Origin of the sequence: Klebsiella sp. A-Nf5, assembly GCF_002810545.1 — a bacterium.
GTDB classification, from domain to species: Bacteria; Pseudomonadota; Gammaproteobacteria; order Enterobacterales; family Enterobacteriaceae; genus Klebsiella; species Klebsiella variicola.
This window is the reverse complement of sequence record NZ_PIOG01000023.1, coordinates 34,233-59,876: the sequence shown is the minus strand read 5'-3', so window position 1 is coordinate 59,876 and position 25,644 is coordinate 34,233. Positions and strand designations below refer to the sequence as shown.

Annotated in this window: 29 protein-coding genes; 9 read left to right on the top strand and 20 right to left on the bottom strand. The window is 55.5% G+C overall.

Going from position 1 to position 25,644, the window contains the following annotated elements:
* The first annotated feature begins 138 nt into the window (after nt 1–138).
* The gene (locus CWM53_RS01295) at nt 139–576 is read left to right on the top strand and encodes a type II toxin-antitoxin system RatA family toxin (RefSeq protein ID WP_008806099.1); all 438 of its coding nucleotides are present in this window, start codon (nt 139–141) and stop codon (nt 574–576) included.
* Nucleotides 566–856, top strand: coding sequence for an RnfH family protein (locus CWM53_RS01290; RefSeq protein ID WP_100730375.1), 291 nt, complete (start codon nt 566–568; stop codon nt 854–856). The genes CWM53_RS01295 and CWM53_RS01290 overlap by 11 nt, the downstream gene beginning before the upstream one ends.
* A gap of 69 nt (nt 857–925) precedes the next feature.
* On the opposite strand, the gene bamE is transcribed toward CWM53_RS01290, so the two are convergent.
* From bamE to nadK, 3 genes are all read right to left on the bottom strand, one after another.
* Complete coding sequence (bamE, locus tag CWM53_RS01285) at nt 926–1,267, bottom strand: outer membrane protein assembly factor BamE (RefSeq protein WP_008806098.1); 342 nt, start codon at nt 1,265–1,267, stop codon at nt 926–928.
* 147 nt (nt 1,268–1,414) lie between these two features.
* Nucleotides 1,415–3,076, bottom strand: coding sequence for a DNA repair protein RecN (gene recN, locus CWM53_RS01280; protein ID WP_004206849.1), 1,662 nt, complete (start codon nt 3,074–3,076; stop codon nt 1,415–1,417).
* Nucleotides 3,077–3,162: 86 nt separating this feature from the next.
* The gene (nadK, locus tag CWM53_RS01275; protein WP_002914158.1) at nt 3,163–4,041 is read right to left on the bottom strand and encodes an NAD(+) kinase; all 879 of its coding nucleotides are present in this window, start codon (nt 4,039–4,041) and stop codon (nt 3,163–3,165) included.
* A gap of 124 nt (nt 4,042–4,165) precedes the next feature.
* Between nadK and grpE the strand changes: the two genes are divergently transcribed.
* A complete protein-coding gene (gene grpE, locus CWM53_RS01265; RefSeq protein ID WP_008806096.1) occupies nt 4,166–4,756 on the top strand; it encodes a nucleotide exchange factor GrpE in 591 nt (196 codons plus the stop codon).
* 122 nt (nt 4,757–4,878) lie between these two features.
* On the opposite strand, the gene CWM53_RS01260 is transcribed toward grpE, so the two are convergent.
* Nucleotides 4,879–6,165 carry an HlyC/CorC family transporter gene (locus tag CWM53_RS01260; protein ID WP_061153620.1) on the bottom strand — a complete coding sequence of 429 codons (1,287 nt, stop codon included), beginning with the start codon at nt 6,163–6,165 and terminating at the stop codon, nt 4,879–4,881.
* Nucleotides 6,166–6,184: 19 nt separating this feature from the next.
* Nucleotides 6,185–6,976, bottom strand: coding sequence for an inner membrane protein YpjD (locus tag CWM53_RS01255; protein ID WP_023282914.1), 792 nt, complete (start codon nt 6,974–6,976; stop codon nt 6,185–6,187).
* 163 nt (nt 6,977–7,139) lie between these two features.
* On the opposite strand from CWM53_RS01255, the gene ffh reads away from it, so the two are divergent.
* The 5 genes from ffh (at nt 7,140) to rplS (ending at nt 10,813) form a co-directional block, all read left to right on the top strand.
* A complete protein-coding gene (gene ffh / locus CWM53_RS01250; RefSeq protein WP_002914152.1) occupies nt 7,140–8,504 on the top strand; it encodes a signal recognition particle protein in 1,365 nt (454 codons plus the stop codon).
* 307 nt (nt 8,505–8,811) lie between these two features.
* Nucleotides 8,812–9,060 carry a 30S ribosomal protein S16 gene (rpsP, locus tag CWM53_RS01245; RefSeq protein WP_012540839.1) on the top strand — a complete coding sequence of 83 codons (249 nt, stop codon included), beginning with the start codon at nt 8,812–8,814 and terminating at the stop codon, nt 9,058–9,060.
* A gap of 18 nt (nt 9,061–9,078) precedes the next feature.
* Complete coding sequence (rimM, locus tag CWM53_RS01240; protein WP_008806093.1) at nt 9,079–9,627, top strand: ribosome maturation factor RimM; 549 nt, start codon at nt 9,079–9,081, stop codon at nt 9,625–9,627.
* A gap of 31 nt (nt 9,628–9,658) precedes the next feature.
* Complete coding sequence (gene trmD / locus CWM53_RS01235) at nt 9,659–10,426, top strand: tRNA (guanosine(37)-N1)-methyltransferase TrmD (protein ID WP_008806092.1); 768 nt, start codon at nt 9,659–9,661, stop codon at nt 10,424–10,426.
* Nucleotides 10,427–10,465: 39 nt separating this feature from the next.
* Nucleotides 10,466–10,813, top strand: coding sequence for a 50S ribosomal protein L19 (gene rplS / locus CWM53_RS01230; protein WP_002914145.1), 348 nt, complete (start codon nt 10,466–10,468; stop codon nt 10,811–10,813).
* 150 nt (nt 10,814–10,963) lie between these two features.
* On the opposite strand, the gene CWM53_RS01225 is transcribed toward rplS, so the two are convergent.
* The 15 genes from CWM53_RS01225 to CWM53_RS01155 form a co-directional block, all read right to left on the bottom strand.
* Nucleotides 10,964–11,182, bottom strand: coding sequence for a DNA-binding transcriptional regulator (locus CWM53_RS01225; protein ID WP_019704610.1), 219 nt, complete (start codon nt 11,180–11,182; stop codon nt 10,964–10,966).
* Nucleotides 11,183–11,262: 80 nt separating this feature from the next.
* On the bottom strand, nt 11,263–12,420 hold the full coding sequence (locus tag CWM53_RS01220) for a phage late control D family protein (RefSeq protein WP_085834570.1): 1,158 nt from the start codon (nt 12,418–12,420) through the stop codon (nt 11,263–11,265).
* Nucleotides 12,420–12,899 carry a phage tail protein gene (locus tag CWM53_RS01215; RefSeq protein WP_085834571.1) on the bottom strand — a complete coding sequence of 160 codons (480 nt, stop codon included), beginning with the start codon at nt 12,897–12,899 and terminating at the stop codon, nt 12,420–12,422. The genes CWM53_RS01220 and CWM53_RS01215 overlap by 1 nt, the downstream gene beginning before the upstream one ends.
* An 11-nt stretch (nt 12,900–12,910) precedes the next feature.
* A complete protein-coding gene (locus CWM53_RS01210; protein WP_100730374.1) occupies nt 12,911–15,349 on the bottom strand; it encodes a phage tail tape measure protein in 2,439 nt (812 codons plus the stop codon).
* On the bottom strand, nt 15,342–15,461 hold the full coding sequence (locus CWM53_RS01205) for a GpE family phage tail protein (RefSeq protein ID WP_085834573.1): 120 nt from the start codon (nt 15,459–15,461) through the stop codon (nt 15,342–15,344). Before CWM53_RS01205 ends, CWM53_RS01210 begins: the two co-directional genes overlap by 8 nt.
* Nucleotides 15,462–15,493: 32 nt before the next feature.
* Nucleotides 15,494–15,769: a phage tail assembly protein gene (locus tag CWM53_RS01200; protein ID WP_040230585.1), complete on the bottom strand. Its 276-nt coding sequence runs from the start codon at nt 15,767–15,769 to the stop codon at nt 15,494–15,496.
* 60 nt (nt 15,770–15,829) lie between these two features.
* A complete protein-coding gene (locus CWM53_RS01195; protein WP_100730373.1) occupies nt 15,830–16,345 on the bottom strand; it encodes a phage major tail tube protein in 516 nt (171 codons plus the stop codon).
* A 13-nt stretch (nt 16,346–16,358) separates the two neighbouring features.
* Nucleotides 16,359–17,540 (bottom strand): phage tail sheath protein, encoded by a 1,182-nt coding sequence (locus tag CWM53_RS01190; RefSeq protein ID WP_100730372.1) that lies wholly within the window; start codon nt 17,538–17,540, stop codon nt 16,359–16,361.
* A gap of 110 nt (nt 17,541–17,650) precedes the next feature.
* Nucleotides 17,651–18,730, bottom strand: a complete 1,080-nt coding sequence (locus CWM53_RS01185; protein WP_100730371.1) for a phage tail protein — start codon at nt 18,728–18,730, stop codon at nt 17,651–17,653.
* A gap of 51 nt (nt 18,731–18,781) precedes the next feature.
* Nucleotides 18,782–19,900: a hypothetical protein gene (locus CWM53_RS01180; protein ID WP_100730370.1), complete on the bottom strand. Its 1,119-nt coding sequence runs from the start codon at nt 19,898–19,900 to the stop codon at nt 18,782–18,784.
* Nucleotides 19,901–19,910: 10 nt separating this feature from the next.
* Nucleotides 19,911–21,860 carry a CotH kinase family protein gene (locus CWM53_RS01175; RefSeq protein ID WP_100730369.1) on the bottom strand — a complete coding sequence of 650 codons (1,950 nt, stop codon included), beginning with the start codon at nt 21,858–21,860 and terminating at the stop codon, nt 19,911–19,913.
* Between the two features lies 1 nt (nt 21,861).
* Nucleotides 21,862–22,521: a phage tail protein I gene (locus CWM53_RS01170; protein ID WP_073972717.1), complete on the bottom strand. Its 660-nt coding sequence runs from the start codon at nt 22,519–22,521 to the stop codon at nt 21,862–21,864.
* Nucleotides 22,522–22,528: 7 nt separating this feature from the next.
* The gene (locus tag CWM53_RS01165) at nt 22,529–23,437 is read right to left on the bottom strand and encodes a baseplate assembly protein (RefSeq protein ID WP_100730368.1); all 909 of its coding nucleotides are present in this window, start codon (nt 23,435–23,437) and stop codon (nt 22,529–22,531) included.
* Nucleotides 23,438–23,441: 4 nt separating this feature from the next.
* Nucleotides 23,442–23,789, bottom strand: coding sequence for a GPW/gp25 family protein (locus CWM53_RS01160; RefSeq protein ID WP_100730367.1), 348 nt, complete (start codon nt 23,787–23,789; stop codon nt 23,442–23,444).
* On the bottom strand, nt 23,786–24,379 hold the full coding sequence (locus tag CWM53_RS01155) for a phage baseplate assembly protein V (RefSeq protein ID WP_413773685.1): 594 nt from the start codon (nt 24,377–24,379) through the stop codon (nt 23,786–23,788). Before CWM53_RS01155 ends, CWM53_RS01160 begins: the two co-directional genes overlap by 4 nt.
* Nucleotides 24,380–24,557: 178 nt before the next feature.
* Between CWM53_RS01155 and CWM53_RS01150 the strand changes: the two genes are divergently transcribed.
* Nucleotides 24,558–25,631: a GTP pyrophosphokinase family protein gene (locus CWM53_RS01150; protein ID WP_100730365.1), complete on the top strand. Its 1,074-nt coding sequence runs from the start codon at nt 24,558–24,560 to the stop codon at nt 25,629–25,631.
* Nucleotides 25,632–25,644: the final 13 nt, after the last annotated feature.

The following is a 25,644-nucleotide window of genomic DNA, read 5'->3' as shown; positions in this document are numbered from 1 at the left end:
GTCATCGTCTTATACACAGTTACCTCGATCGCATCCTGCGAGGTGTACTGCGCATCTTAGCACGAGTTGCGGCACAGCGTTTTTTTTAGCAGCAGATAAATGATATTATTTGCACTGTGTTTAAATGTGGAACCTGCTATGCCTCAGATTAGCCGTACTGCGCTGGTGCCTTTCAGCGCGGAACAGATGTATCAACTGGTAAACGATGTGAAGTCCTATCCTGATTTTCTGCCAGGCTGCACCGGTAGCCGCGTGCTGGAATTCGGGCCGACGCAAATGACGGCGGCGGTTGATGTGTCCAAAGCCGGCATCAGTAAGACCTTCACGACCCGGAATACACTGACCAGTAACCAGAGCATTTTGATGAGCCTGGTGGATGGCCCGTTCAAGAAGCTGATTGGCGGCTGGAAGTTTATTCCGCTGAGTCCCGAGGCGTGCAAAATCGAGTTCCATCTCGATTTTGAATTTACCAATAAGCTGATTGAGATGGCCTTTGGCCGGGTCTTCAAAGAGCTGGCCGCCAACATGGTGCAGGCGTTCACTTCGCGCGCCAAAGAGGTCTACAGTGCCAGCTAATATTCGTGTTGAGGTTGCCTACGCGCTGCCTGAAAAGCAGTATCTGCAGCGAGTCACCCTGGATGAGGGAGCGACGGTCGAGCAGGCGATTATCGCCAGCGGGCTACTGGCCCTGCGTGATGACATCGATTTGGCGAAGAACAAGCTGGGTATCTACAGTCGTCCGGTTAAGCTGCATGACGAAGTTCACGACGGCGACCGGGTCGAAATCTATCGCCCGCTGATCGCAGACCCGAAAGAGCTGCGTCGCCAGCGGGCAGAGAAAGGCGCTGCGAAGTAACCCACAGCAGCAGACCGGCTATCAGCCATAAAAAAAGCGCTCATCGAGCGCTTTTTGCTTTTCCGGGCCTTACTGACTGGTCAGCGCGGGCTTGTTATCAATGTTAGTTAACACGCCGCCGCTGTTGAACGTCAGGGTCAGGGTCTGCTGAGTCACTTTCTCGTGGCCCGGCTCCTGACGGAATACATAGAACCAGGTGTTGGTGCCGAACGGATCCGACATCATTGGCGTTCCGAGAGCATAAGCAACCTGCTGTTGCGTCATACCGACACGAATTTTTGCTACATCGTTAGGTGCCAGATAGTTACCCTGGTTGATGTCAGGACGGTAAACCACTCGTTCCAGAGTAGAACAGCCTGCGGTCAACATAAGAAGAACCGCTGCGGCAGCAGTCAGCGTTTTACAGCGCATAGTGATTTGATTCCTTTTTGGGCCCGAGCAGTACGTGGCTCATCTGTAATATGCCGATAATAATAGACCTTCGCGCCGATGGAAACCTCCGGCTGCAGGTCAGCAGGCAATTTGCTGTTCACTATGACCCTGTGAAAATCAAAAAGTTTACGCCGCAAGCAACTCTTTCGCGTTCGCCAGGGTGTTGCGCGTGACCTCGCTGCCGCCCAGCAGACGAGCCAGCTCCTGCAGACGAGCGCGCTTATCCAGCGGCTGCATATGGGTTTCGGTCATCTCGCCATCGGTCTCTTTGCAGACAAAGAAATGATGGTGGCCGCAGCCCGCAACCTGCGGCAGGTGGGTCACACACATCACCTGCGTGGACTCGCCCAGCTGGCGCAGCAGCTTGCCGACCACGGCGGCGGTCGGGCCGCTGATGCCGACGTCCACTTCGTCGAAGATTAGCGCCGGGGTTTCCATTTTACGCGCGGTGATCACCTGAATCGCCAGCGCAATGCGCGACAGTTCGCCGCCGGAGGCCACTTTGGCGATCGGCTGCAGCGGCTGACCCGGGTTAGTGGTGACACGGAACTCAATATGGTCGGCGCCGTCGGCGGTCAGATGGCGTTCATCGAAAGCGACCTCAATCGCAAAGACCCCGTGCGGCATCGAAAGTGAGTGCATACTCTCGGTGATAAGCTGGGTCAGCTCGTCGGCGCTGGCCTGGCGCAGGGCGTGCAGCTGACGTGCAGTCTCCAGCGCCAGCTGATGATGTTCGACCACCTGCTGGCTGAGGGATTCCAGCGAGCCGGCGCTGTCGTCCAGCAGGCGCTGCTCTTCCAGCATCGCCTGATAAACCGCCGGCAGCTCTTCCGGCATCACCTGATGTTTACGCGCCAGCGCGATTTGCCGGGAAATACGCTGCTCAAGTTCGAACAGACGGTTCGGATCGAGATCCAGACGGTCGTGATAGTGGCGCAGCTCGTCGCTGGCCTCGCTGAGCTGAATGGCTGCCTCTTCCAGCATATCCAGCACGCCGGAAAGCTTGCTGTCCATACCCACCAGTTCGCTGACCAGTTGCTTCGCGGTATAAAGCTGGCTCTGGAGATTGGCCTCTTCGCCGTCCGCCAGTACCGTCAGGGCGTGCTGGCAGGTGCTGAGCAACTGCCCGCTGTTGGCCAGGCGCTTGTACTCTTCGTCAATCTGCTCAAACTCGCCCGCCAGCGGGTTAAATTCGTTCAGCTCTTTAAGCTGATACTGCAGTAGATCGGCGCGGGCGGCCCGCTCCTGGCTCTGCTGCTGGTGTTGAGCCAGCTCGCGGCAACTCTGGTGCCACTGACGGTAATGCTCGGCCATACGCTGAGTAAGCGCATACTCACCGGTATAGCCGTCGAGTAGCGTTTTCTGGTGTTCGGGTTTGGTTAACAGCTGGTGCGCATGCTGGCCGTGGATCTGGATCAGCAGCTGGCCCAGCTCGCGCAGTTGCGAGAGCGGGACGGCTGTGCCGTTGATGAAGCCGCGCGAGCGGCCGTCAGCGCTGATCACCCGGCGAAGTAAACACTCACGCCCGCTCTCCAGTTGGTTCTCTTCCAGCCAGCGCTGGGCGGCCGGGGTATCTTTCAGCGCGAAGCGCGCGCACAGGTCGGCACGGGTGGCGCCGCGACGCACCATGTCGGCTTCCGCTCTGCCGCCGAGGCACAGCCCCAGCGCGTCGATGGCAATGGATTTCCCGGCGCCGGTTTCCCCGGTGATAGCGGTCATGCCGCTGTGGAAATCAATTTCCAGTTCACGAACGATAGCAAAATTACTGATGGTGAGTTGCGCCAACATAGCTGCCTTCCTGTATGAAAAACCAATACTGTGTTTTCGTACAGTATAGACTGGTTTTTTATCCAGTAAAGAGGCAGCGATGTAAATCAGAACAATTTTTTCGACCAGCCGAGCTTGGTGCTTAATGTATTGAAATAGCTGTAATCTTTAGGGTGAATAAGATTGAGGTGATAATCACAGCGGCGAATGAGAACGTCTTCGCCATCCTGGATCGGCAGGGCAATCTGGCTGTCGCAGCTGATCTCCAGATCGCTGCAGCGATGCGAGAAGCGCAGACGGATGGTGCTGTCGCCGTTGATCACCAGCGGTCGCGCTGAAAGGGTGTGCGGGAACATCGGCACCAGGGTGATGGCGTCCAGCGACGGCGTGAGGATCGGGCCGCCGGCCGACAGCGAATAGGCCGTGGAGCCGGTCGGGGTGGAGATTATCAGGCCATCGGATCGCTGAGAGAACGCAAAGACTTCGTCGATATAGACTTCGAACTCAATCATATGCGCCACTTTGCCCGGGTGCAGCACCACTTCGTTGATGGCGGTGCTGATGCGTTTCTGGCAATCCTGCTGGCACACCTGGGCCTCCAGCAGAAAGCGTTTCTCGGCGATATAGTGGCCTTCCAGCACGTCGGCGAGCTGCTGCAGGGCGTTGTCCGGGTCAAGGTCGGTGAGAAAGCCGAGGTTGCCGCGGTTAATGCCGATGACGTTAATGTCATACCGGGCCAGGGTCCGCGCCGCGCCGAGCATATTGCCGTCGCCGCCCACCACCACCGCGAGGTCGGCCTGTTGACCAATCTCCGCCAGCGTGCCGGTTTTCACGTTGCTGAGCTGAAGTTCATGGGCGATCTGCTGTTCAACCAGCACTTCATACCCTTTGCTGCACAGCCAGCGCCAGAGCATTTCATGTGTGGTCAGGGCGGTGGGGTGACGAGGATGTCCCACAATGCCGATACACTTGAAATGGTTCTTCATGATCTGGATGTCCTTGCGTTAAATGAAATAGTGACAATCTGTCCGCTTCCCTTGAAACCCGGAAACTGATCCCCATAATAAGCGAAGTTAGCGAGATGAATGCGAAAAAAACGCGGAGAAATTCATGAGTAGTAAAGAACAGAAAACGCCTGAGGGGCAAGCCCCGGAAGAAATTATCACGGAGCAGCACGACGACGTTGAGGCAGTAGAGCCTGAAGTTTCGGCTGAGCAGGTGGATCCGCGCGATGAAAAAATTGCGAATCTGGAAGCCCAGCTGGCTGAAGCGCAGAAACGTGAACGTGAAGTGATGCTGCGTGCCAAAGCCGACGAAGATAACCTGCGTCGTCGTACCGAGCAGGATATCGAGAAAGCGCACAAATTCGCGCTGGAAAAATTCGTCAATGAACTGCTGCCGGTGATCGACAGCCTGGACCGCGCGCTGGAAGTGGCCGACAAGGCTAATCCGGACCTGGCGCCGATGGTGGAAGGGATCGAACTGACCCTGAAATCCATGCTGGACGTGGTGCGTAAGTTCGGCGTGGAAGTGATCGCCGACACCAACGTTCCGCTGGATCCGAACGTCCACCAGGCCATTGCGATGGTCGAATCTGAAGACGTGGCGGCGGGCAACGTGCTGGCCGTGATGCAGAAAGGTTATACCCTGAACGGCCGTACTATTCGCGCCGCGATGGTGACGGTAGCGAAAGCGAAATAACGTCTGCTGCATTGCTCAACGGCTGCCCGCGGGCGGCCGTTTTTTTATGCCACCACTCCCGGCGTGAGATAAAAAAAAACGGCGGGCCGCAGCCCACCGTGATGTTAATTCCTTCGCTCGCGCTACTCCGCGACGCTCTCGCGTAATGATTTCACCGGCATCACTTTCACCTGTTTAATCATGTTGTCCTGCACGTCGAGGATATCTATATCGTACTGCTCAATGCGCACGCGGGTGCCCGGGACCGGGATCTCTTCCAGCGCCTCGAGGATGATACCGTTGACGGTGCGCGCTTCATCTTCCGGCAGATGCCAGTTGAAGGCTTTATTGATCTCGCGAACGTTGGCGCTGCCGTCGATAATCACCGTGCCGTCGTTAAGCGGGGTCACTTCCTCCGCCAGGGTGGGTGACATAGAGGTGGTGAAGTCGCCGACAATCTCTTCAAGAATATCTTCGACGGTGACCAGCCCCTGAATATCGCCGTATTCATCGACCACCAGACCGACTTTCTTTTTATTGCGCTGAAATTTCACCAGCTGGGTGCTGAGCGGCGTCCCTTCCGGAACAAAGTAGATCTCATCTGCCGCCCGCAGCATGATCTCTTTTGTGAACTCTTTCTTCTCCGTCATCAGACGGTAGGCTTCGCGAACACGCAGCATGCTGATGGCATCGTCCAGCGAATCGCGGTAGAGCACGATGCGGCCATGCGGCGAGTGGGTCAGTTGGCGGACGATAGATTTCCAGTCATCATTGATGTCGATGCCGACAATCTCATTGCGCGGCACCATGATGTCGTTAACGCTGACTTTTTCCAGATCCAGGACCGACAGCAGCATATCCTGGTTGCGCCGTGAGATTTGTGAACGGGATTCATTCACAATCGTGCGCAGTTCATCTTTGCTCAGGGCGCTACTGATGACGGTATCGGTGCGGATGCCCATCATGCGCATCAACATGCGGGTGATGGTATTCAGCAACCACACCAGCGGCATCATCAGCACCTGCAGCGGCGCCAGCAGGAAGCTGCTGGGGTAGGCGACCTTTTCCGGATAGAGGGCGGCGATGGTCTTCGGCAGCACCTCGGCAAATACCAGTACCACAAAGGTGAGCACGCCGGTGGCGATCGCGACGCCGGCGTCGCCGTACAGGCGCATGCCGACGATGGTGCCCAGCGCCGAGGCGAGAATGTTGACAAGGTTATTGCCGATGAGCACGAGGCTAATCAGGCGGTCCGGCTTGCGCAGCAGCTTCTCCACGCGCTTAGCCTGGCGGTTGCCTTGTTTCGCCATATGACGTAGCCGGTAGCGGTTCAGCGTCATCATGCCGGTTTCGGAGCCGGAGAAATAGGCAGAGATAATCACCATGACGATCAGCGTTATGATCAGCGTGGTGGTGGAGATATGTTCCACGTAGGATTCCTTAAAAGACTTAGCTCACGAACTGCTGCAGCACGCGGCTACCAAAATAGGCCAGCGTCAGCAGACCGGCGCCAGCGACGCTGAACCAGACCACGCGACGTCCGCGCCATCCTTCATGATAGTGGCCCCACAGCAGGACGATATAGACGAACCACGCAATAATCGACAGCACCGCTTTATCAATGTTTTCGCTGCTGAACAGATTGTGCATATAGAACAGGCCGCTGCACAGGGTCAGGGTCAGCAGCACCACGCCGACCTGGGTGATGTGAAACATTTTGCGCTCAATGCTCATCAGCGGCGGCATTTCGCTACTGAAGGCTAGCTTTTTGTTCTTTAACTGGTAGTCGATCCACGCCAGCTGCAGCGCATACAGCGCGGCAATGATCAGCGTGGCGTACGAGAAGAGCGACAGACCGATATGCACCAGCATCCCCGGGGTGGTTTCCAGGTGAGTGATATATTCGTTAGGCACGAAAGTGGCGAAGGCCAGATTGATTAGCGCGAAGGCATAGACAATAGGCAGCAGCAGCCAGCCGCGATTGCGCGAGGCCACGATAGTCATCACCGTACAGATCATCAGGCTGACCAGCGACCCGACGTTCAGTAAGCTGAGGTTTTGCCCGCTCTCGCCGCCGGGGAATATCCGTGCTTCCAGCGCAAAAGCATGGCAGATCAACGCGATAGTCGCAGATAAAATCGCCATACGCCGCCAGCTGCTGTTTTTTTGCAGCAAGCCGGGGATAATCAGCGCCAGGCTGATGGAGTAGGCGACAAGGGCGAGTAGAGCAAAAACAGGCATAGGTGTCGGCTGTTGGCTAAATAAGAAAGAGAAGCAGTATAACGTCAGCAGGCCTCTGCTCCAACCGTTGCAGCACATTCAGATTGATGTCGTGTTATACTCCGCCACATTCGTTTTGTGTGTCGCTGCGGCGACCGACCGTTTCCACCTCAGGCGAGAGACAATGTTTGATAATTTAACCGATCGTTTGTCGCGTACGCTGCGCAACATTAGCGGCCGCGGACGCCTTACAGAAGACAATATTAAAGACACCCTGCGCGAAGTGCGCATGGCGCTGCTGGAAGCGGACGTTGCGCTTCCGGTGGTACGTGATTTCATCAGCCGCGTGAAAGAGAGCGCGGTCGGCCATGAAGTCAATAAAAGCCTGACCCCGGGTCAGGAGTTCGTCAAAATCGTCCGCAACGAGCTGGTGGCGGCGATGGGCGAAGAGAACCAGACGCTCGACCTGGCGGCGCAGCCGCCGGCGGTGGTGCTGATGGCGGGTCTGCAGGGCGCCGGTAAAACGACCAGCGTCGGTAAGCTGGGGAAATTCCTGCGCGAGAAGCACAAGAAGAAAGTGCTGGTGGTCTCCGCGGACGTTTACCGTCCGGCGGCGATTAAACAGCTGGAAACCCTGGCCGAGCAGGTCGGCGTCGATTTCTTCCCGTCTGACGTCGGCCAGAAGCCGGTGGATATCGTCAATGCGGCGCTGAAAGAAGCGAAACTCAAATTCTACGACGTGCTGCTGGTGGATACCGCCGGTCGTCTGCACGTTGACGAAGCGATGATGGACGAAATCAAGCACGTCCACGCCGCCATTAACCCGGTTGAAACCCTGTTCGTCGTCGATGCGATGACCGGTCAGGATGCGGCGAATACCGCGAAGGCCTTTAACGAAGCGCTGCCGCTGACTGGCGTGGTGCTGACCAAAGTGGACGGCGACGCCCGCGGCGGCGCGGCGCTGTCGATTCGCCATATTACCGGCAAGCCGATTAAATTCCTCGGCGTCGGCGAGAAAACCGAAGCGCTGGAGCCGTTCCATCCGGACCGCGTCGCTTCCCGTATCCTCGGCATGGGCGACGTGCTGTCGCTGATCGAAGATATCGAGAGCAAAGTTGACCGCGCGCAGGCCGAGAAGCTGGCCTCCAAGCTGAAGAAAGGCGACGGTTTCGATCTGACCGACTTCCTTGAGCAGCTGCGTCAGATGAAAAACATGGGCGGCATGGCCAGCCTGATGGGCAAGCTACCGGGTATGGGCCAGATCCCGGACAACGTAAAAGCGCAGATGGACGACAAAGTGCTGGTGCGTATGGAAGCCATCATCAACTCGATGACCCTGAAAGAGCGCGCCAAGCCGGAAATCATCAAAGGCTCACGTAAGCGCCGTATCGCCGCTGGCTGCGGGATGCAGGTGCAGGATGTGAACCGTCTGCTGAAGCAGTTCGACGACATGCAGCGCATGATGAAGAAGATGAAGTCGAAAGGCGGCATGATGAAGATGATGCGCGGGATGAAAGGGATGATGCCGCCAGGCTTCCCGGGCCGCTAATACGCGTCATAATTCAAGCCGCAGATGCGTTGGCTGCGTTCGTTCACCCCGGTCACGTACTTGTGTACGCTCCCGGGGATTTACTCACTTGCCGCGTGATTCGGCCATTCGGCCTCACCCCTTCGGGGCCAGCGCAAGCGCTGTTCAAAACGCTTTCGCGTTTTGTCCTGCAACTCGAATTATTTAGCGTAATGTAGTTTTGAATTGATTTTTGCACAGAAATCAGTAAAATTTTCGGGCTTTTAATATGACACCGGGCTCCGTTCCTCGATGGGGCCCGGTTGTTTTATTCACACAAGAGGATGTTATGGTAACTATTCGTTTAGCACGTCACGGCGCTAAAAAGCGTCCGTTCTACCAGGTTGTTGTCACCGACAGCCGTAATGCACGCAACGGTCGCTTCATCGAGCGCGTTGGTTTCTTCAACCCGATCGCTAGCGGCGCGGAAGAAGAAACTCGCCTGGATCTGGATCGTATCGCTCACTGGGTTGGCCTGGGCGCTACTGTTTCCGATCGCGTTGCCGCGCTGATCAAAGCCGCTAACAAAGCAGCTTAATCTGTCACGGTGGTCATGATGAGCAAGCAACACACCGCACAAGCACCTGTTGATCCGATCGTATTGGGGAAAATGGGTTCTTCCTACGGTATCCGTGGTTGGCTCAGAGTGTTTTCCTCCACCGAAGACGCCGAAAGCATTTTTGACTATCAGCCCTGGTTAATCCAGAAGGCGGGTCAGTGGCAGGTTGTTGAGCTGGAAGGCTGGCGCCACCACAATCAGGACATCATCATCAAGCTGAAAGGCGTTGACGATCGTGATGCCGCGAATCTACTGACTAATTGCGAAATTATCGTGGATTCATCGCAGTTGCCGGAGCTGGAAGAGGGTGACTACTACTGGAAAGACCTGATGGGCTGCCAGGTAGTTACGACGGAAGGCTATAGCCTCGGTAAAGTCATCGATATGATGGAAACCGGGTCTAATGACGTACTCGTCATCAAGGCAAACCTGAAAGATGCATTTGGCATCAAGGAGCGGTTGGTTCCGTTCCTCGATGGGCAGGTTATCAAGAAAGTCGATCTCACTACGCGTACTATCGAAGTAGATTGGGATCCTGGTTTTTAAATTCTCCGGATAAACGGTAAAAGACGGCGCTATGTGGATTGGCATAATTAGCCTGTTTCCTGAAATGTTCCGCGCAATTACCGATTACGGGGTAACTGGCCGGGCAGTAAAAAATGGCCTGCTGAGCATCGAAAGCTGGAGTCCTCGCGACTTCGCTCATGACCGGCACCGTACCGTGGACGATCGTCCTTACGGCGGCGGACCGGGGATGCTAATGATGGTGCAACCTTTACGGGATGCTATTCATGCAGCAAAAGCCGCGGCAGGTGAAGGCGCGAAGGTGATTTATCTGTCACCTCAGGGACGCAAGCTTGATCAAGCGGGCGTCAGCGAACTGGCAACGAATCAGAAACTGATTCTGGTGTGCGGTCGCTACGAAGGGATAGACGAGCGCGTAATCCAAACCGAAATTGACGAAGAATGGTCAATCGGCGATTACGTTCTCAGCGGTGGTGAGTTACCGGCAATGACGCTGATTGACTCCGTTTCCCGGTTCATTCCGGGAGTACTGGGCCATGAAGCTTCGGCAACGGAAGATTCCTTTGCTGATGGGTTGCTGGATTGCCCGCACTATACCCGTCCTGAAGTGTTAGAAGAGATGGAGGTACCGCCAGTATTGCTGTCGGGAAACCATGCTGAGATACGTCGCTGGCGTCTGAAGCAGTCGCTGGGCCGCACCTGGCTTAGAAGACCTGAACTTCTGGAAAACCTGGCTCTGACTGAAGAGCAAGCAAAGTTGCTGGCGCAGTTCAAAAGCGAACACGCGCAACAGCAGCATAAACATGATGGGCAGGCGTGAGCCCCCAATATCAGTTTACCCAGGATAAGAGATTAAATTATGAGCAACATTATTAAGCAACTTGAACAAGAACAGATGAAGCAGGACGTACCTTCCTTCCGTCCGGGTGATACCGTGGAAGTGAAAGTATGGGTTGTTGAAGGTTCCAAAAAACGTCTGCAGGCATTCGAGGGCGTGGTTATCGCTATTCGTAACCGCGGTCTGCACTCTGCATTCACTGTTCGCAAAATTTCCAACGGCGAAGGCGTTGAGCGTGTCTTCCAGACTCACTCTCCGGTAGTTGACAGCATTGCTGTTAAACGTCGTGGTGCTGTACGTAAAGCTAAACTGTACTACCTGCGTGAGCGCACTGGTAAGTCTGCTCGTATCAAAGAGCGTCTTAACTGATAAGCGTTTCACGCTGCATCCTAAGCGTGTTATAAAACAAGGGGTTAGCTATGTGCTAACCCCTTTTTTATTGGCGATGGCGGCAAATTGGCGGCAGAGAATTACCTAATGGCGATGGGCATAAAAAAACCTGCTTTCGCAGGTCTTTTTTTACAGCCATAGCTGATGCTGGGCGTAACGTGTCGGATGTGGTGGGGCCGGGTCAATTTCTCCAGGCTTAACAATAAATCTAGCAAGCGTTTCGTGAGTAACAAAGGTGCAGCCGCAGTTTATATTTTGACACTGATGATATCTCTCTTTTGTCTCTGTGCTTAGATATCGACTTGACCGAGCGTGCGCAGCATCTTGACATAATGGACAGTGCATCATTTTTTAATCCCCCCCCCCTGGCGTTAATGAGCATAATAGTCCCGTGGTTTGCAAATGCAAATTAAAGTTGATTTTGCGTTCTATTCGGTTGACTCGTATTCAACATCCGTAAGCCTCACCTCAAGCTCTAGGCTCGTCGTGAATCCGTTATTGCTCAGAGAGTGCATAACCTTAGTAATTGTCCATGATTGCTCGTCTATGACGCGCTTAAAGCCTGAGACCTGCACCGGCGTCTCCGGGTAAAGGTCTGCTCGCCCCGTCGCCAGCCTGATAGAAAACTCAGCAACCCCACGTTGCAGTTTGTCCCATTTGGCCTGGGCGGCTCGCATGGCCTGCGCTTTGGTTGAAAAAATAGTCGTCAGGGCAAACACGTTGTCATCCTCACCGACCATATATTCACCTTCCCTGGCTTCCGGTGTCTTCACCGTTTTTTTCTTCGTTACCGGTTTGGCTTTGGGGTGCTGTAGCGCGCGTAAATGCTGCTCTTTGGGTTTGCGTTTTAACGCAACCTTTTGCTTTTGTGGCTTCGGGTCTTTGGTGTGCAACCATTTTGCTGTAACGCCGGTATATGCCCCACGGTCAGCAATGGAAAACTGATGGCGGTCGCCATCACTGCGGGTGATCGTGACCTGCGGAATGGCTTTTCCGCTGGCTGTAACCCCGCGACCGGCTTTGAGTAACAGCAACTTTCCCGCTTTTACCGAAACCTCACCGCCGTTTCGCTCGGCGAGGCGTGTCAAAAATTTGGCGTCCGATTCCTGTGACTGGTCGATATGCGGAATTTTTATTCCGGCCAGCTCCGGTATAACGCTCGACACCAGTTTGTTACGTGTCGCTATCGCTGCCACGATTTCGCCGAGCGTTTTGTCATGCCATGACTCTTCCCGACGTGAGTTCAGCGTCCCCCGAAAATCGGCGCTACGGGCGCGGATTGTCACCGTGTCCGGCGCGCCATGATGTTCAACCTCATCGACGGTAAAACTTCCCTTACCCATCAACGCAAAGCCTTTCCACCCGAGGTAAAGCGTCAGTACGGCACCGCGTAACGGCAGTTCGACCAGCCCGTCAGCATCATCAAGCTCGATGTCGAGCTGGTCGGCCTCGAATCCGCGATTGTCTGTCATGGTCAGACTCATCAACCGATTACTGATGTTGCCGGTAATATCTTTGCTGTCTAGCATCAGCATAAAATCGGGCGTCAGTACGCCACCTGCATTCAGATTCAGCATATCCAGCATCAGCTAATCCCCACCATGCCGGCCACTGACGACGCCATATTTCCCGCCTTGCCAATCAGTGATTTTGCCTGTTCGCCGATATCGCCATACAGCGCCGCAAGGGATTCATCCACGCGGGTGAGCGTCAGCGTAAAATCAATTTTACGCGCCGTTCCGTCAGCAAAAAACAGGCTTCCTGTCTCGCTGATATTATTGATGACGTACATACCGTAAATCGTGCCGGTACCATCCAGTAACGGCCAGGCGCGCCCCTGGTCAGCCATCAGGCGAATAGCCGTCATCGTCAACTTACCACCGGTCAACTCCGGGTAAAGCGTCCCGGCCAGGGTGATTTTTTCCTCACCCGGCCCTAAAAACTGAAACGAATCCCGTTTCCCGACGCGTGAATTTGACGGCCATCGATATTCGGCGTCGCGTTGCATCGTCTGGTGGGGCAGCGTCTGGCGCATAAAAACAAACATTCCAAGAGCAAGCATCATAATCCGCCTCCTTAATCGTGCATCATGCTGGCGCGGGCTTTGGCTCGCTTGTCGCGTTCATATTTTTCTAACGCGTCCTGCAACTGGTTTCCGAGTTGACCGCTCGGAGCACCACCCGGCATGTTGATTTGATAGGTTGGGCTGCTCTGGTCAATGTAGGTACGACCGATGGGAGCCGTAACAGGCTGATAAGCCTGATACCCGCTAAGTGAGCTTGTCGCCGGGATATAGCCACCGCCCTGACCAACCGACGGCGCTTTTGATGTTTCTGCATCAATGCTGCTCGACTCCTTTTTCACAAGGCCGAGCTTTTCGAGAATGACATCGAGGCCACCGCGCAGCTTATTGAAAATATTCAGAGGTAACATCAGTGCATCGGCCAGAGCCTGACCGAAAACGATGCCAACATTTTTGCAGCTATCGAGCGTCTCCTGCGTTGCCTTGACTGGCGCAATCAGGTCTTTAAACCACTGCCAGACTTTGCGCAATTTCTCGCCGAGGCCGTCAAAAATGGGGGCCAGTGGAGCGAACATTTCCCCGACTGGTGCAAAGGCGCTGATGATGCCTTCAATCACCCCCGAGAAAAATGCGCTGATGGGTTCCCAATATTTACGGATAAGCAGCGCACCGGCCACAATCGCTGCACCGACGGCTACAATCGGCCAGGTAATCGCACCGAGCGCGGTCGCTATGGCACTACCAGCAACAGTAAAGACGGTACCCATCACGCCAGCAGCGGCAATAATGGCGTTAATCCCCATGACAACCGGCCACGCAATGAGACCAATGCCGCCGATTATGCCAATCAGAGCCAGTGCGCCCCCGGCAATGATTCCTATGGTTTGCGCAAGGCCTTTATTTTTCTGGATCCAAATATCAATCTTTAACACATACTGCGTCGCCGTTTGGGTGAGCTTACGCAGAGAGGCCTCTTGTTGGTCGTATAGGTCAGTACCCACAGCCTCATAAGCAGACTGAAATTCCTTAAAGTCACCGCCGAGGTTATCCTGCATCACCTTGACCAGTTCCTCTGTTTTGCCGTCAGATTCTTTAATTAACTTGGTCAGGTTATCCAGTTTTCCGCTAGCCGCAGCGGTCATCAATATGCTGGCGGCTGAACTAGCTTCCTCACCGAATATAGTTTTCATATATTCGGCTCGTTGCCCGGTACCCAGTTTATTTTTTTCAAAACTGGCCTGCATTTCCTTCAGGATGGTAAATATTGGGCGCGTATTGCCCTTGCTATCCATAGTCTTGACACCAAGCTCTTTAATTGCCGCATAAGCCTGACCAGTTGGAGCTTGCAAGCGACTTAATATGGCACGACCTCCAGTCCCTGCCATTGACCCGGTAATTTTTGCATCATGCAATGCGCCAAGCATTGCGGCGGTTTCCTCCAGACTAACACCGGCATCTTTAGCTACCGGGCCGACATATGTAAGCGAGTCGCTTAATCCCTCAAAGGTGGCCTGAGATTTATTTATCGCCATAGATATAACGTCAGCGATATGCGACGCCTTATCATCGGCAAGCCCAAAGGCGGATTTTGTCCCAATAAGTAAAGTAGCGTTTTCCTCCATTGTTTTTTTGTTCGCTAACGACATATTCAGAATGGCGGGAGTTTGCGCCAAAATGCCATCTTTATCAGCGCCAGATTTAGCTACAATTACCTGTGCAGCTGCTGCATCGTCTGACGATGCAGCAGTATTATCCCCAAGCTGGCGCGCCTGTTTGCGTAACGCCTGCATTTCTGGTGACTGCTTACCGACCCCGAGCACCGCCTGCAATTCAGAGTTTTTTAATGAGAAATCATAGCCCGGCACCATCAGCTTAACCCCGGCCATTGTTCCCGCTGTCGCGATACCAACCCCGGCAGCACCCGCACCGGCCATTTTACCGGCCATCTCTTTACCGGCCTGATATCGCTGCTTAACCGCGTTGAGTTTTGCCTGTTGTGCGCTGACCCGCGCCAGCGCTTCACGCTGACGATTGAGCTGTGCTGTCGTTTCGCTGATGCTGGTTTTTAACCGACGCTCGTCTGCTGCCAGGGTGCGGGTATTAATTCCCGCCTGACTGAGTTCATGCCGCTGTCGCTGTACGGCCTGCCGCAAGCTGTTGTGTTTGAGCTGGAGCTCGGCGGCACTTTTTCGGGCGGCATCCATTGCCTGCGCCTGCGCGCGCGTCGGCTGTTCCGTATTTCTAAACTGGATCGCCAGCGCGGCGGCTTCCTGTTTAGCTTTCTTCAGCTCCTGACCGGTAACGGCAAGTTGCGCGCTGGCCTTGCGAAACCCGTCAATACGGGATGCCTGACCGTTCAGTTCACGCAGTGATTTTTGAGTGTCCCGGATATCACCAGACAGCGCTTTACTCGCTGTCTGGATGGTTTTAAACGGGCGGGTCGCCTGGTCAACAGCCTTGAGTAAAACCTGTAATTTAACGTCGCTACTCATTCGTGTTTCCGCTTCGTTGAATGGCCTTTTCGCGCCAGGAGGTGAGCTCGGTCAGGCTCATGGGATATAACTCTGATGGCGGCCAGTGGAAAATCACCGCGACATCCGCCATCAGGTCATCGACCGACAGGTTTTTCGGGAAAGTTAATCCGCCAAATTCGGCGACAAAAAACCGATCACCTTTGTTGCCAGCGCCATCAAATCGGGTAAATCCATCATCACGACATCCGACTCGGTGAGTGACGGGCTGGTCATACGCGGCAGCACTTTAATGAGGGCGTCCACTTCGGAGCGGGCGACATCAGCCAGGCTGACGCCGCGCAGGGTTCCGGCGTTGGGTTTCATCAGGGTGATGGTTTCGATGACCTGCTCGCCGCGTTTGATGGGGTTTTCCAGGGTGACGATATTTTCTTTGCTCATAAGTTTCTCGCTGTTTACGGATTCGGGGTTAACCGGCCAGCCGTGCTGACCGGGGAAAAATTACAGACCGATATTGCGGCGGTGCTGGTCGAGGCGGTCGACGCCGTTCACCTTCTCAATCATGTTGAGGACATCGATTTCAACCAGCTCTTTACCGTTCATGGTCAGCCTGTAGTACGTGCAGACCAGCGATAATTTGCTGCTGGTATCCTCGCCCTGTTTGCTCTCGCCGTTATCGACTTCCTTCACCTTGAAACGGGTCTCAACTTCCACCGCGACGGTTTCGCCGGTATCGTCCCGCTGGTAAGAGCCTGCATAGCGCAGCAGCGTCCCGGTACCGACGGCACCGTAAAGCGACCAGATCGCATCATCAGGGAAGCCGCCGAGGGAGATTTCCATCGTCAATGCATCATCGTCGAGGCCAAAATCGACCGGGGCCGAGCCGGACATCCCGCCGCCCCGGTAGTTTTCCAGCTTACGGGTCAGTTTGGGCAGGATGACGGACTCGATAACGCCGAGGTAGCTGACGCCATCCAGAAATGTGTTCAGGAATTTAAGTTTTCGCGGCATTGCCATGGGTTAAGGCTCCTTAATTGCTGTTCACCGATGACACCAGATTCGCCAGGTATTTATCGGTAATGCGCTGGCGCAGCGTCAGGTTTTCGAGAGGGGGAACCGGCGTATAGTCGTAATCGATATACAGTTTCCCGGCTTTGAGGGTCGCCGCGTCGTTGGCCGCTTCATCAAACCAGCAGGTCGCATCGACGATGTAACCCGCCGTTTTCATCTCGCGGAATTTCGCATTGATACCCGCAACGATGTCACGGATGAGAGTGGCGGTGATGGGCTTGTCGACTGCCCACATGTGACCGGCGGCCATGGTGTCGGCGATAACCTGCGCGGTGCGGGTATAGTTCTCAAACAGGAACAGCGGGTCATCAGAGCAACAGCGGTTGCCCCAGAAGCGGAAACCGTCTTTGCGAATGAGTGTGGTGACGCCAGCCTCGTTCAGCAGGTCGGCATCGGTGCCGGACTCCTGCAAATCCCAGAAGACCGACGCGCTGATGCCGGTGACGCCATTCACGCCGACGTTTGACAGGGTTTTATGCCAGCCGGTCTCCTGGTCGATTCTGGCGCGCAGGCCCAGCGCGCGGGCGGTCGCCCAGGCGGTTTCGGTCGCGTTCGCCGTGGTATCCCATGCCAGAAAATCCGGCCAGATAACCATCAGCTCGCGCTGGCTGAAATGCTTACGATAAAGCATGGCCTCGGAAAGGGTCTGACAGTTCCAGGCGCTGATATAGCCAAAGGCGCGCAGCTTCTGACAAACCGGCGCAAGCGCGGTTGCCACCTCAAGGGAGTCGAGACCCGGCACGCCGAGGATGCGCGGTTTAACGCCGGTGACGGCCTCCGCCGTGAGCAGCGCTTTGAGCCCGGTGTAATTGCCGCTCTCGTCAGTGCCGCCGATGATATTAGAGACAGTCTGCGCTTCGGCATCATCGCCGGTCCCTTCCGCAACGCGTACAACAACAACGACCGGCTTCGACTGGTCGGCGATGGCCTGGAGGGAGGCGGCCAGGGTGCCTTTGGTTCCTGCTTTTGCAATGGCGCTTTGCACGCTGGTAATAAGGACAGGCTTGTTGAGCGGGAAGGTGGTGGCATCGGCATCGCTGGCCGTGCAGACCATGCCGATAATCGCTGTGGATACGGTGGAAATGACGCGGGTGCCGTCGTTAATCTCGACAACCTGGACGCCGTGATGAAAATCGCTCATCCGTTTAACTCCGTGGTTAAGGGGGAGCATTATTTTCAGTCGTGGGGGAAGGGGTGACGAGTCATCCCCGTTGGAACAGGGGCAGTACAACAGGAATGACCGTCAGAGAGTCAGGCAACGCGGCTCCAGCACATCAGCAAAGTATGGGCCTCAGTCACGCTGATGGCCTGACCGTTACCGAGGTTTTCTGTCTTCCCGCTGACCGTGTGGCCGTGACCCGGTACCGTGTATTCGTGGTCGTGCTCACCCTCGTCAGAGGTATAGTTTCGCGTCCTGCGGCTGTCATTATCGGAGCCCACAATATAATTACTGTCCCAGGCCTCACCTGGCCCCGCCATCCCGCCTTTGTGCTTATGTCCGCCGCCTCTGCCGGTTCTCAGTCTCTGCTCCTCCACCTCGGAGGCTGAGCCGGCTACATCAACCTGCACGGCGGGAAGATTCGCCCGCTGCAGGGTGACCGTATCGCTGCCGCCGGTGGCGCCGACGTTCGAACCGTCCGCTTTTGCCACTCGGAGGGTTCTGTTTTCACCGGTATAGGTCCACGTTGACCACGGATAGCGCTCATTCGGGTCAATATGCTGGCTGTAAAACCGGACCGTGCCGACAGGGTTTTCCGCTTCCCAGAAATCACGAATGGCGGTGCTGACCGCTGATGCAATGGCCTCCCTTGTCTCATTCTCCAGGGTGGAAACAATGTCATCAGCATAATCTTTGGCGTTGTTCCCCGCCCGGCGGACTTCTTCCACCGTCGCCAGGATGACTGACGGGTCCGCAATCATCTGCACATCGGCAGTCTGGCTTACCATCAGCCAGATGTTAATCACCTGGAAACGTCCCGACCCTTCCGCCAGAAGCGGCTTGTAGGATTCAGGCAGGTTCGCCACCGCCAGGCAGATGCCGGTCTCGTCAAAGAGTGCGGCCTCGCGTATCCAGAAGCCCCCGGCCTGCGGCGGCATTATCATTTCGGCGCGGATAACATTTGCCGCCTGGTCGGCGATGACCAGCCGGTTTAACGGTGCGCGGTACTGCTCGTTAATCAGGGCGGTCTGGTCCGGGGACGGCACCGGCAGGACGCCGCCCCCGTCGCCGACGGCCATGTGAGTGATACCCAGGGGGATACCCTTCACCGCCGCAGCGGCCAGGCGTTCAGCCCCCTGCGTGGTCAGTATGGCGCTGAATTTTCTACTCATAAGGCAGTCCGTAATAGCGGGCTTCCCCGCCGGAGCGGGGCGGCCTCGGGATTAACTCAGGGGCGCGTAATACACCGGGCGCAGGCCCATCTGGGTGTTTACCGTTTCGGTATTATTGGCAAAGCCAAACTGGAAAATATCATTCATGCCCCGTACCGGATGCATGCAGACTGTCGCGCCCGGGTTGTAGTTGACGGTGGACCCCGGCGGGATAATCGCCTTCCCGGTCCGGGACGGCCACACACCATACAGCTCCAGAAGATTTTTTACCGCTTCCGGCAGCGTGTTCTGCGGCTGCACGAAGGTTCCGCCCCAGGCCGGGTGATAAAACTCGTTGTCAGCCAGCCCGGTGGTCTGTGTCACCGCCCGCACGCTGCCGGGCGTGGTGGCCACATAGTCCGCCGTGGATGTATTCCCGGTGTGCGTCGGGGTGATAAAGGCTCCGGTCACCGCATGAATGGCGTACCAGCCCGGCACATCAGCGCCGTGTGCACCGAACACCGCAGAGGTAGCGAGCGCGGCCTCATTGCCGGTCCCGTAGAGCTGGATTTCACCGCCCACCACACGCGCGCCGTAGGTACGCTCCCAGACATTTCCGGCAAGGTCGCTGATACCGTTGTATTTTTTATCCTGACGATAGGAGACCGGACCGGAGCCGGTATAAATGCGCGGAGACTGCGAGGACAAATCGCCCGCCTCTTTGCCGTCGATACGGCGCCCGGTCTGGGTCGCATCCCGTGGCGATTTGCCGTACACATCAGCCCCGAGCGGACAGTATCCGCTCTTCACCGCCATCGCCTGTATCAGCGCCCACTCGACCGAGGTCATGCCGTGCCAGGTGCTGCCCATCGTTTTCAGTAACGGAATAAGGGTTTCGCCGGAGGCATTACAGGCATTCGCATCCACGTTGGGCAGACTCAGGACCTCGCCGTCAAGCACGCATCCCTGATAGGTTCCGACATACAGGTACGGGATTTCCCTGTCGCCCTGCTTAAAGGCCGGGTGTACGCCGGAAATCCCCAGCGCCGGGTTCAGGCTTTCGATACTCACCTTCGGGATAATATTCACAAAGGTCGGCTGTCCCTTCGGGGTATACAGCACCGTCTGTTTTCCGCCCGAAGCCGCCTCAACGGAGGTCCGCAGCGCATCTTTGACTAAAATCGTGGTCATGGTGGTGTCCTTATTGACGGTAGCTGAAAAAAGTGTCCAGGTATGCAATACGCTGTCGGGTCCAGTCCATCATCTGGTCCAGACTGGTGATGCTCAGGGAGGGCACATTCGGCCATTTTTCATATTCAGCCTGCATCAGTTCCGGGGTGTAACGCCCCAGCAGGTCGCGGGCCAGCTCCAGCACGCCGCGCTGTGAAAACAGACCGTTATCCCGCAGCTCCGCATAGCGGGCATTCATTTCCGCCTGGAAGGTGGTACGGACCTTCTTCCAGAAGGTGCGGTTGACCTGCATGGCGAGACCGTTATCAAACAGATTCAGGTCTGGCGGATAGGCAATGGACGTCCCGGCGTAATGCAGACCAAAGGTGGTATCCAGGTCATAGGGCATGAAAAACCATTTCGTGCCGTCCCAGGTGATAAACGTGGTGTTCTTCTGCACGCAGTCCGGGGCGCAGATAAAGCTGAGGAAGACGTAGAAATCCACCACGTTGTTTTTATCCAGATGCGTACCGGCGGCGGCGGTAAACGCGTCCTGCGCGGACTGCGCGAAGTCCCGCCAGCGGTCGAGGCAGGCAGCCGTTTCCGCCGTGGGTTTCGAGGGTGAGTCCATCACCCAGGTGCCGTTATCCGTGAGCGCCGGGATGTTAATCGCCCCGTCCCAGATAATCATGATTTGCTCCGGGCTGTTTTTGGCGATGTTGTAATCCTTGCGCGACGAGTTGTAGAGAAAATCCCCTATCCCGTAAAACTCACCGTTGATATACAGCACGCAGGCGTACCCCTTCGGGCAGCCGATGGCACCGGTATCAATGGCGCTGGCCCCCTGCTTCCCCACGTAGCTGTTATCAATATCCCGGCGCGGCCAGCCGCTGCGGGTCGCCATCACCTTCTGCCACAGGTTGTAGCAGAGCACATTGCGCAGGTGGGTCGAGTCAATCCAGTTCGCCTTGAAAATCCATTTATCCTTCGGCACCACATCCCCGATTTTCAGGCTGACATTTTCGGTATGCGCCGCGTCGGCAAACAGCTCGAATTTCATGTTCTTTTTCGGGTATCCCGCCGACGACGCCCCCTGAACCTTGAAGGACACGTATGCCGTGAACATCTCTCCGTCGACGTCCACCTTTAAGGTGCCGTTAACCGGGTTGTCCTTGCTGGTCGGCGCGCCGCTGTCGGAGCTCACGTCCAGGCGAATCAGACCGCGCGGCTCACCGAAAGCAAACACGCCCGGATATTTCGCCTGCGCCTCCCGGTTTCCCGTGCCGCTGCCTGCCGCTGAGGGGTCGAAGCCGTCGAGCGGGAGCAGCTGACGGGCCAGCACCTGGAAGGCATAGAGGTTACTCAGCTGATGACTTTCCACCTCCTCGGGGGTGGCCTCCACCAGAGCCAGCGCCCGCATACCGGACTGAAACGCCAGCATCAGCGCCTGAATCTGGTCTGACTGACTTTTTTGTGAAGCGGCCATGCTGGTCACCTGCGCGGCCATCTCATCGAGACCGAGCTGCATCAGTGCGGCCGTCAGCGACTGGAGACCGGACTGCAACGCGGTCAGGCCATCCAGCGCCGCGCCGGTGTCCTGCTCCAGCTGCTGTCGCAGGGACGTAATCGCCTGCTGACTTGCCAGCGCATTCAGCCGGTTCGCCTGGCCATTGCGCTTCTGGTAATAGATAAAGGCCAGCAGTTGCCCCTCGCTGTCAGGCACCACCACGCGAAAGAGTTTCCCCTCCGGCGTACCGGCAAGCCCCGCAACAGTACCGTCCGGGTCATCCGGGGTCATGAAGAAGGTGTAATCCCGGTAGTCCTGCAGCGACTCAACGGCGGTTTTTAAATAGCGGGTACGGTTCGCCAGCTGCCGGGCCTGTTTGTTTGACGGACCATAAATGCCGCCCTCCACCCGGTCTTCACGCGCCAGCAGGTAAACCTCATCTTCCCATTTTGTCTGTTCGTTAATTGCACTCATATTATTCTCCTGCGTAAACGCCCCGGCCATCGTGAAAAGTGCGCCCGTCATAGCGATGTGAGTCTTCCCCGCGCTGATTTTCGGTATAGGTGACCGACCCGGAATGGAACCCGCCGCCGTCATAACGGGCAGCCTCATCCGGCGTATATTCCGGCGGATACACGCTGATGACCTCCCCGCCGCACGAGGCCGCGCCGGTATACACCGGACCGGTGGTCCCCGCTGACAGTGACAGGCGGGCAATATGGCGGCTGACCGGTCGCGCATCGCCAATAATCCGCTCCAGCTCCTTAATCATCGTTTCGGTAATACCGATATCCTTCAGGTCAATCTCAAGGCGGAATGTCCCGGCGGGGTCGGCCACCTCCCACCACTCCTGTAACGTCATGCTGTAGCCGAGGTTTTCAATCACCCGGCGAACCGCCGCCACCGTCCCCTTACGTTGGTGGATCCAGAACGCATCGCTGACCGCCTGACGCTTCTCCCTCTCTGACCAGGTTTCCTCCCAGCGGTCGACGGAAAACGCCCACGCCAGATACGGCAGGAATTTCACCGGGCATTTCCACGGATCCCACAGGTCACGCAAGGGGACATTCAGGTCACTGATGACGGCACACGCGGCGGCAGCGCGCTGTTCCAGCTGTGATGACCCGGTCGCCATCAGTGAATTACTCATCCGAGCCCCCAATCACCACGCGGGTGTCGGTGCAGTACGCAGCCTGAGTTTTATCGAGCACCACATCCGCCCGTGGCTGAAGCAGTTCAACGCGCTGGACACCCTGCACATGCAGCGCGGCGTATATCGCTGACATCCGGATGTCACGACCGAGGCGACGCTGCTCAGTGATATAGGCGGTTAACTGCGTTCTGGCGGCGGCCAGAATGGGCTCAGTCGCAGGACCGGGGTACACGTACAGCACGGCGTCGACCGCATAAGGGATAATCTCAGCCGAGACGACTGTCAGGCGGTCACCGACCGGGCGTACCGTCTCATCATTCAGCGCCGTACTGACGGCCAGCAGCAAATCATCCGATGCCGTGCCGTCACCTTCCCGCGACAACACCGCGACAGTGACTTCTGCGGGGGCGGGACTGTTCGCCGAGGCATCCGCCACACGACCATCGGCGCTCATGGCGTGAAATTCATAGGCACCGGCTGGCCCGGCAACGCTCATGCCTTCAAAGGCCGCCGGGATGCGCTGACGTAAATCGCTGTCGGACTCCATGACCGCCGCCACCGGCGGGATTTGGGTGTCGTCTGCGGCGGTGATGACCAGGCGTTCAACGTTATTATTTGCGGCAAGCTGGTCGAGGTCGTTTTTAATGGCGTAGGCCACCATGCCGGCCTGTGCCGCCTCGTTAATACGCTGGCGTAAAATCACCTCCCGGTAGGCATTCTCTTCCAGATATTTCACCAGTGGCTCTGACTCCAGCGTCAGCGCTCTGGTGACCGCCTCCTGCTCATCCTCCGGGTAGAGCGAAACCAGCGTAGCCTTACGCTCTGCGAGGATGGTTTCAAAATCCAGCGTTTCCACCACATCTGGCGCGGGGAGCTGGCTCAGGTCGATAACTGCCATAGATTCAACTCACAGGAATGGTTAAGGAAAGGCTCTCGCCGGTATCGGTAATTTGTCCGGTCACGTCGACAACCATCTGCCCGTTAAACTGCCGCGCGGTAGTGATACCGGTCAGCCTGACACGCGGCTCCCATTTGAGGATCGCCATGTAGCACGCCGCCATAATTTGCAGCTCAAGCGCCGGGGTCTGGGGCTGGTCAGTCATCTGTGACAACAGCGAACCATATTCACGACGCATGACGCGGGAACCAACGGGCGTGCTCAGAATATCCCCGATGCTCTGGCTGATATGGTCCACGTCTGCAATACGCTCGCCGGTCGCGCGGTTCATACCGAGGTAACGGGCGGTCATTGGGTCCCCTCCGTCCATTCATCGCCGCGTCTGATGCCGCCGTGACCGTGTTTATCCACCTGAACACCGTTTGAGGTGAAAGCGCCGCCGCTGTGCTCGATATCACCGGACATCCTGCCACCTTGCTTCACCTCCAGCGTGCCGGTCGTCAGCTTATTGGTGCAGACCACCTCCGGGGTATCGAGGGTGACGCGGGTGGAGGCTTTGACCAGCACCACCGGCACGCTGACGGCAACCGAACCGGAAGCGGTCACATCGGCAGTTTCAATGCCGGTGACGGTCAGCGCGCCGGTTTCCGGCTCATAACTCATGACGGCGCCGTCGGGAAACTCAACGTGCCAGGCATCCGCCGAGGCCGACGGCGCGGGGTTGTCATCGGAATAAATGCCGGGCAGCACAAAAGCGGTATCGAGTTCACCGCCCACAGCCAGAATCATCACCTGCTCACCAACGGAGGGAGCCCACCAGGTGCGTGAGCGCCCGGCACGGTGGGTTAACCACTGGAGCCAGTCGGTATAAATGCCACCGGTCTGAACGCGACAGCGTCCGGCGACGAGGTCAGTTTCGACGACGATGCCGGTGCGGATCATGTTGCGTATCGCCCGGGCGAGTTCCTGGATAGATGCGAGAGTATTCATAGGAGAAAGGATGCCGTCGGCGTGTTCCGGGGGCAATCTGCGAATGTTTTGCTAGATACAGCACAACATACAGCTTGCGCTCCGGACTAAAATCATATGAAAATAAAAAAAAATTCTTAAGGTATGCAATATGAACGACATACTCTCAGCCTATGACGAACAAAAAAATAAATATGAATCATATGCACTCTCTTTAACATCCCTTCTCAAGACTCTTATCTTAGATACAGGAGCATCTGTTCATTCCCTAGACTATCGCATAAAAGACAGAAACAGCCTTGAGAAAAAAATAATTGACAAAGATAAATATGAAGATATATCAGAAATAACAGATATCGTAGGAATTAGAATCATCACTTATTACTCTGATGACGTTGACAAAGTAGCAAAGCTTCTTGAGCAAGAGTTTATAGTTGACACCGAAAACTCTATAGACAAAAGAACAAGTTTAGAGCCTGACAGATTTGGTTATTTATCACTTCATTACATTGTAAGCCTGAATGAAAATAGAACATGCCTCCGGGAGTACGTTCCATATAAGAGCATTAAAGCCGAGATACAGATAAGATCAATCCTGCAGCATGCATGGGCTGAAATTGAACATGACCTCGGTTATAAAACTGCGTCTGGCTTGCCTAATGAAATAAGAAGATACTTCTCCCGACTCGCAGGATTATTGGAACTTGCTGATGATGAGTTTATTAAAATCAAAAAGGCCATCTCAGCCAGACAAAAAGATGCAGCCAAGAAAATTGAACAAGGTGGTGATGACGCCTTATTAGATGCTGTATTTCTAAAGGAATATATTAACAAAAGCAAAGTGATAGATGAAATAGCATCTGATTTCTCCGAGCTATACAAAATCAATGTTACCGGAACATCAGAAAGCGTGGACAAGAAAAAGTTGCTTGATGGATTAACATTACTCAACATTAAAACAATCAAGCAGCTTGATGAATTATTAATTAGCAATAGAAAACTACTATATAAAAGAATCGGTAACTCATCAAAAATGTTCATGGACTTACTTATGAGAACTGGCTTATCACGGGACGCCATTATTTTATATGCAATTCAAATAGGCATTGTCAACCTTAAATCAGAAGATATTGAAGATAGATTCTTTAGGGTGATGGGTTATAAAAATAATTCACTAAGGAATGGTTTTTTCAATAACATAAGAAAAACGATAACCGATGATTGATAGCCACCTTTTT

Bases quoted from the DNA above. Each gene is read 5' to 3' on its own strand.
- CWM53_RS01295 (WP_008806099.1), top strand. From the start codon at position 139: ATGCCTCAGATTAGCCGTACTGCGCTGGTGCCTTTCAGCGCGGAACAG.
- bamE (WP_008806098.1), bottom strand. From the start codon at position 1,267: ATGCGCTGTAAAACGCTGACTGCTGCCGCAGCGGTTCTTCTTATGTTG.
- recN (WP_004206849.1), bottom strand. From the start codon at position 3,076: ATGTTGGCGCAACTCACCATCAGTAATTTTGCTATCGTTCGTGAACTG.
- nadK (WP_002914158.1), bottom strand. From the start codon at position 4,041: ATGAAGAACCATTTCAAGTGTATCGGCATTGTGGGACATCCTCGTCAC.
- grpE (WP_008806096.1), top strand. From the start codon at position 4,166: ATGAGTAGTAAAGAACAGAAAACGCCTGAGGGGCAAGCCCCGGAAGAA.
- CWM53_RS01255 (WP_023282914.1), bottom strand. From the start codon at position 6,976: ATGCCTGTTTTTGCTCTACTCGCCCTTGTCGCCTACTCCATCAGCCTG.
- ffh (WP_002914152.1), top strand. From the start codon at position 7,140: ATGTTTGATAATTTAACCGATCGTTTGTCGCGTACGCTGCGCAACATT.
- rpsP (WP_012540839.1), top strand. From the start codon at position 8,812: ATGGTAACTATTCGTTTAGCACGTCACGGCGCTAAAAAGCGTCCGTTC.
- rimM (WP_008806093.1), top strand. From the start codon at position 9,079: ATGAGCAAGCAACACACCGCACAAGCACCTGTTGATCCGATCGTATTG.
- trmD (WP_008806092.1), top strand. From the start codon at position 9,659: ATGTGGATTGGCATAATTAGCCTGTTTCCTGAAATGTTCCGCGCAATT.
- rplS (WP_002914145.1), top strand. From the start codon at position 10,466: ATGAGCAACATTATTAAGCAACTTGAACAAGAACAGATGAAGCAGGAC.
- CWM53_RS01225 (WP_019704610.1), bottom strand. From the start codon at position 11,182: ATGATGCACTGTCCATTATGTCAAGATGCTGCGCACGCTCGGTCAAGT.
- CWM53_RS01220 (WP_085834570.1), bottom strand. From the start codon at position 12,420: ATGCTGGATATGCTGAATCTGAATGCAGGTGGCGTACTGACGCCCGAT.
- CWM53_RS01215 (WP_085834571.1), bottom strand. From the start codon at position 12,899: ATGATGCTTGCTCTTGGAATGTTTGTTTTTATGCGCCAGACGCTGCCC.
- CWM53_RS01210 (WP_100730374.1), bottom strand. From the start codon at position 15,349: ATGAGTAGCGACGTTAAATTACAGGTTTTACTCAAGGCTGTTGACCAG.
- CWM53_RS01205 (WP_085834573.1), bottom strand. From the start codon at position 15,461: ATGGCGGATGTCGCGGTGATTTTCCACTGGCCGCCATCAGAGTTATAT.
- CWM53_RS01200 (WP_040230585.1), bottom strand. From the start codon at position 15,769: ATGAGCAAAGAAAATATCGTCACCCTGGAAAACCCCATCAAACGCGGC.
- CWM53_RS01195 (WP_100730373.1), bottom strand. From the start codon at position 16,345: ATGGCAATGCCGCGAAAACTTAAATTCCTGAACACATTTCTGGATGGC.
- CWM53_RS01190 (WP_100730372.1), bottom strand. From the start codon at position 17,540: ATGAGCGATTTTCATCACGGCGTCCAGGTTGTCGAGATTAACGACGGC.
- CWM53_RS01185 (WP_100730371.1), bottom strand. From the start codon at position 18,730: ATGAGTAGAAAATTCAGCGCCATACTGACCACGCAGGGGGCTGAACGC.
- CWM53_RS01180 (WP_100730370.1), bottom strand. From the start codon at position 19,900: ATGACCACGATTTTAGTCAAAGATGCGCTGCGGACCTCCGTTGAGGCG.
- CWM53_RS01175 (WP_100730369.1), bottom strand. From the start codon at position 21,860: ATGAGTGCAATTAACGAACAGACAAAATGGGAAGATGAGGTTTACCTG.
- CWM53_RS01170 (WP_073972717.1), bottom strand. From the start codon at position 22,521: ATGGCGACCGGGTCATCACAGCTGGAACAGCGCGCTGCCGCCGCGTGT.
- CWM53_RS01165 (WP_100730368.1), bottom strand. From the start codon at position 23,437: ATGGCAGTTATCGACCTGAGCCAGCTCCCCGCGCCAGATGTGGTGGAA.
- CWM53_RS01160 (WP_100730367.1), bottom strand. From the start codon at position 23,789: ATGACCGCCCGTTACCTCGGTATGAACCGCGCGACCGGCGAGCGTATT.
- CWM53_RS01155 (WP_413773685.1), bottom strand. From the start codon at position 24,379: ATGATCCGCACCGGCATCGTCGTCGAAACTGACCTCGTCGCCGGACGC.
- CWM53_RS01150 (WP_100730365.1), top strand. From the start codon at position 24,558: ATGAACGACATACTCTCAGCCTATGACGAACAAAAAAATAAATATGAA.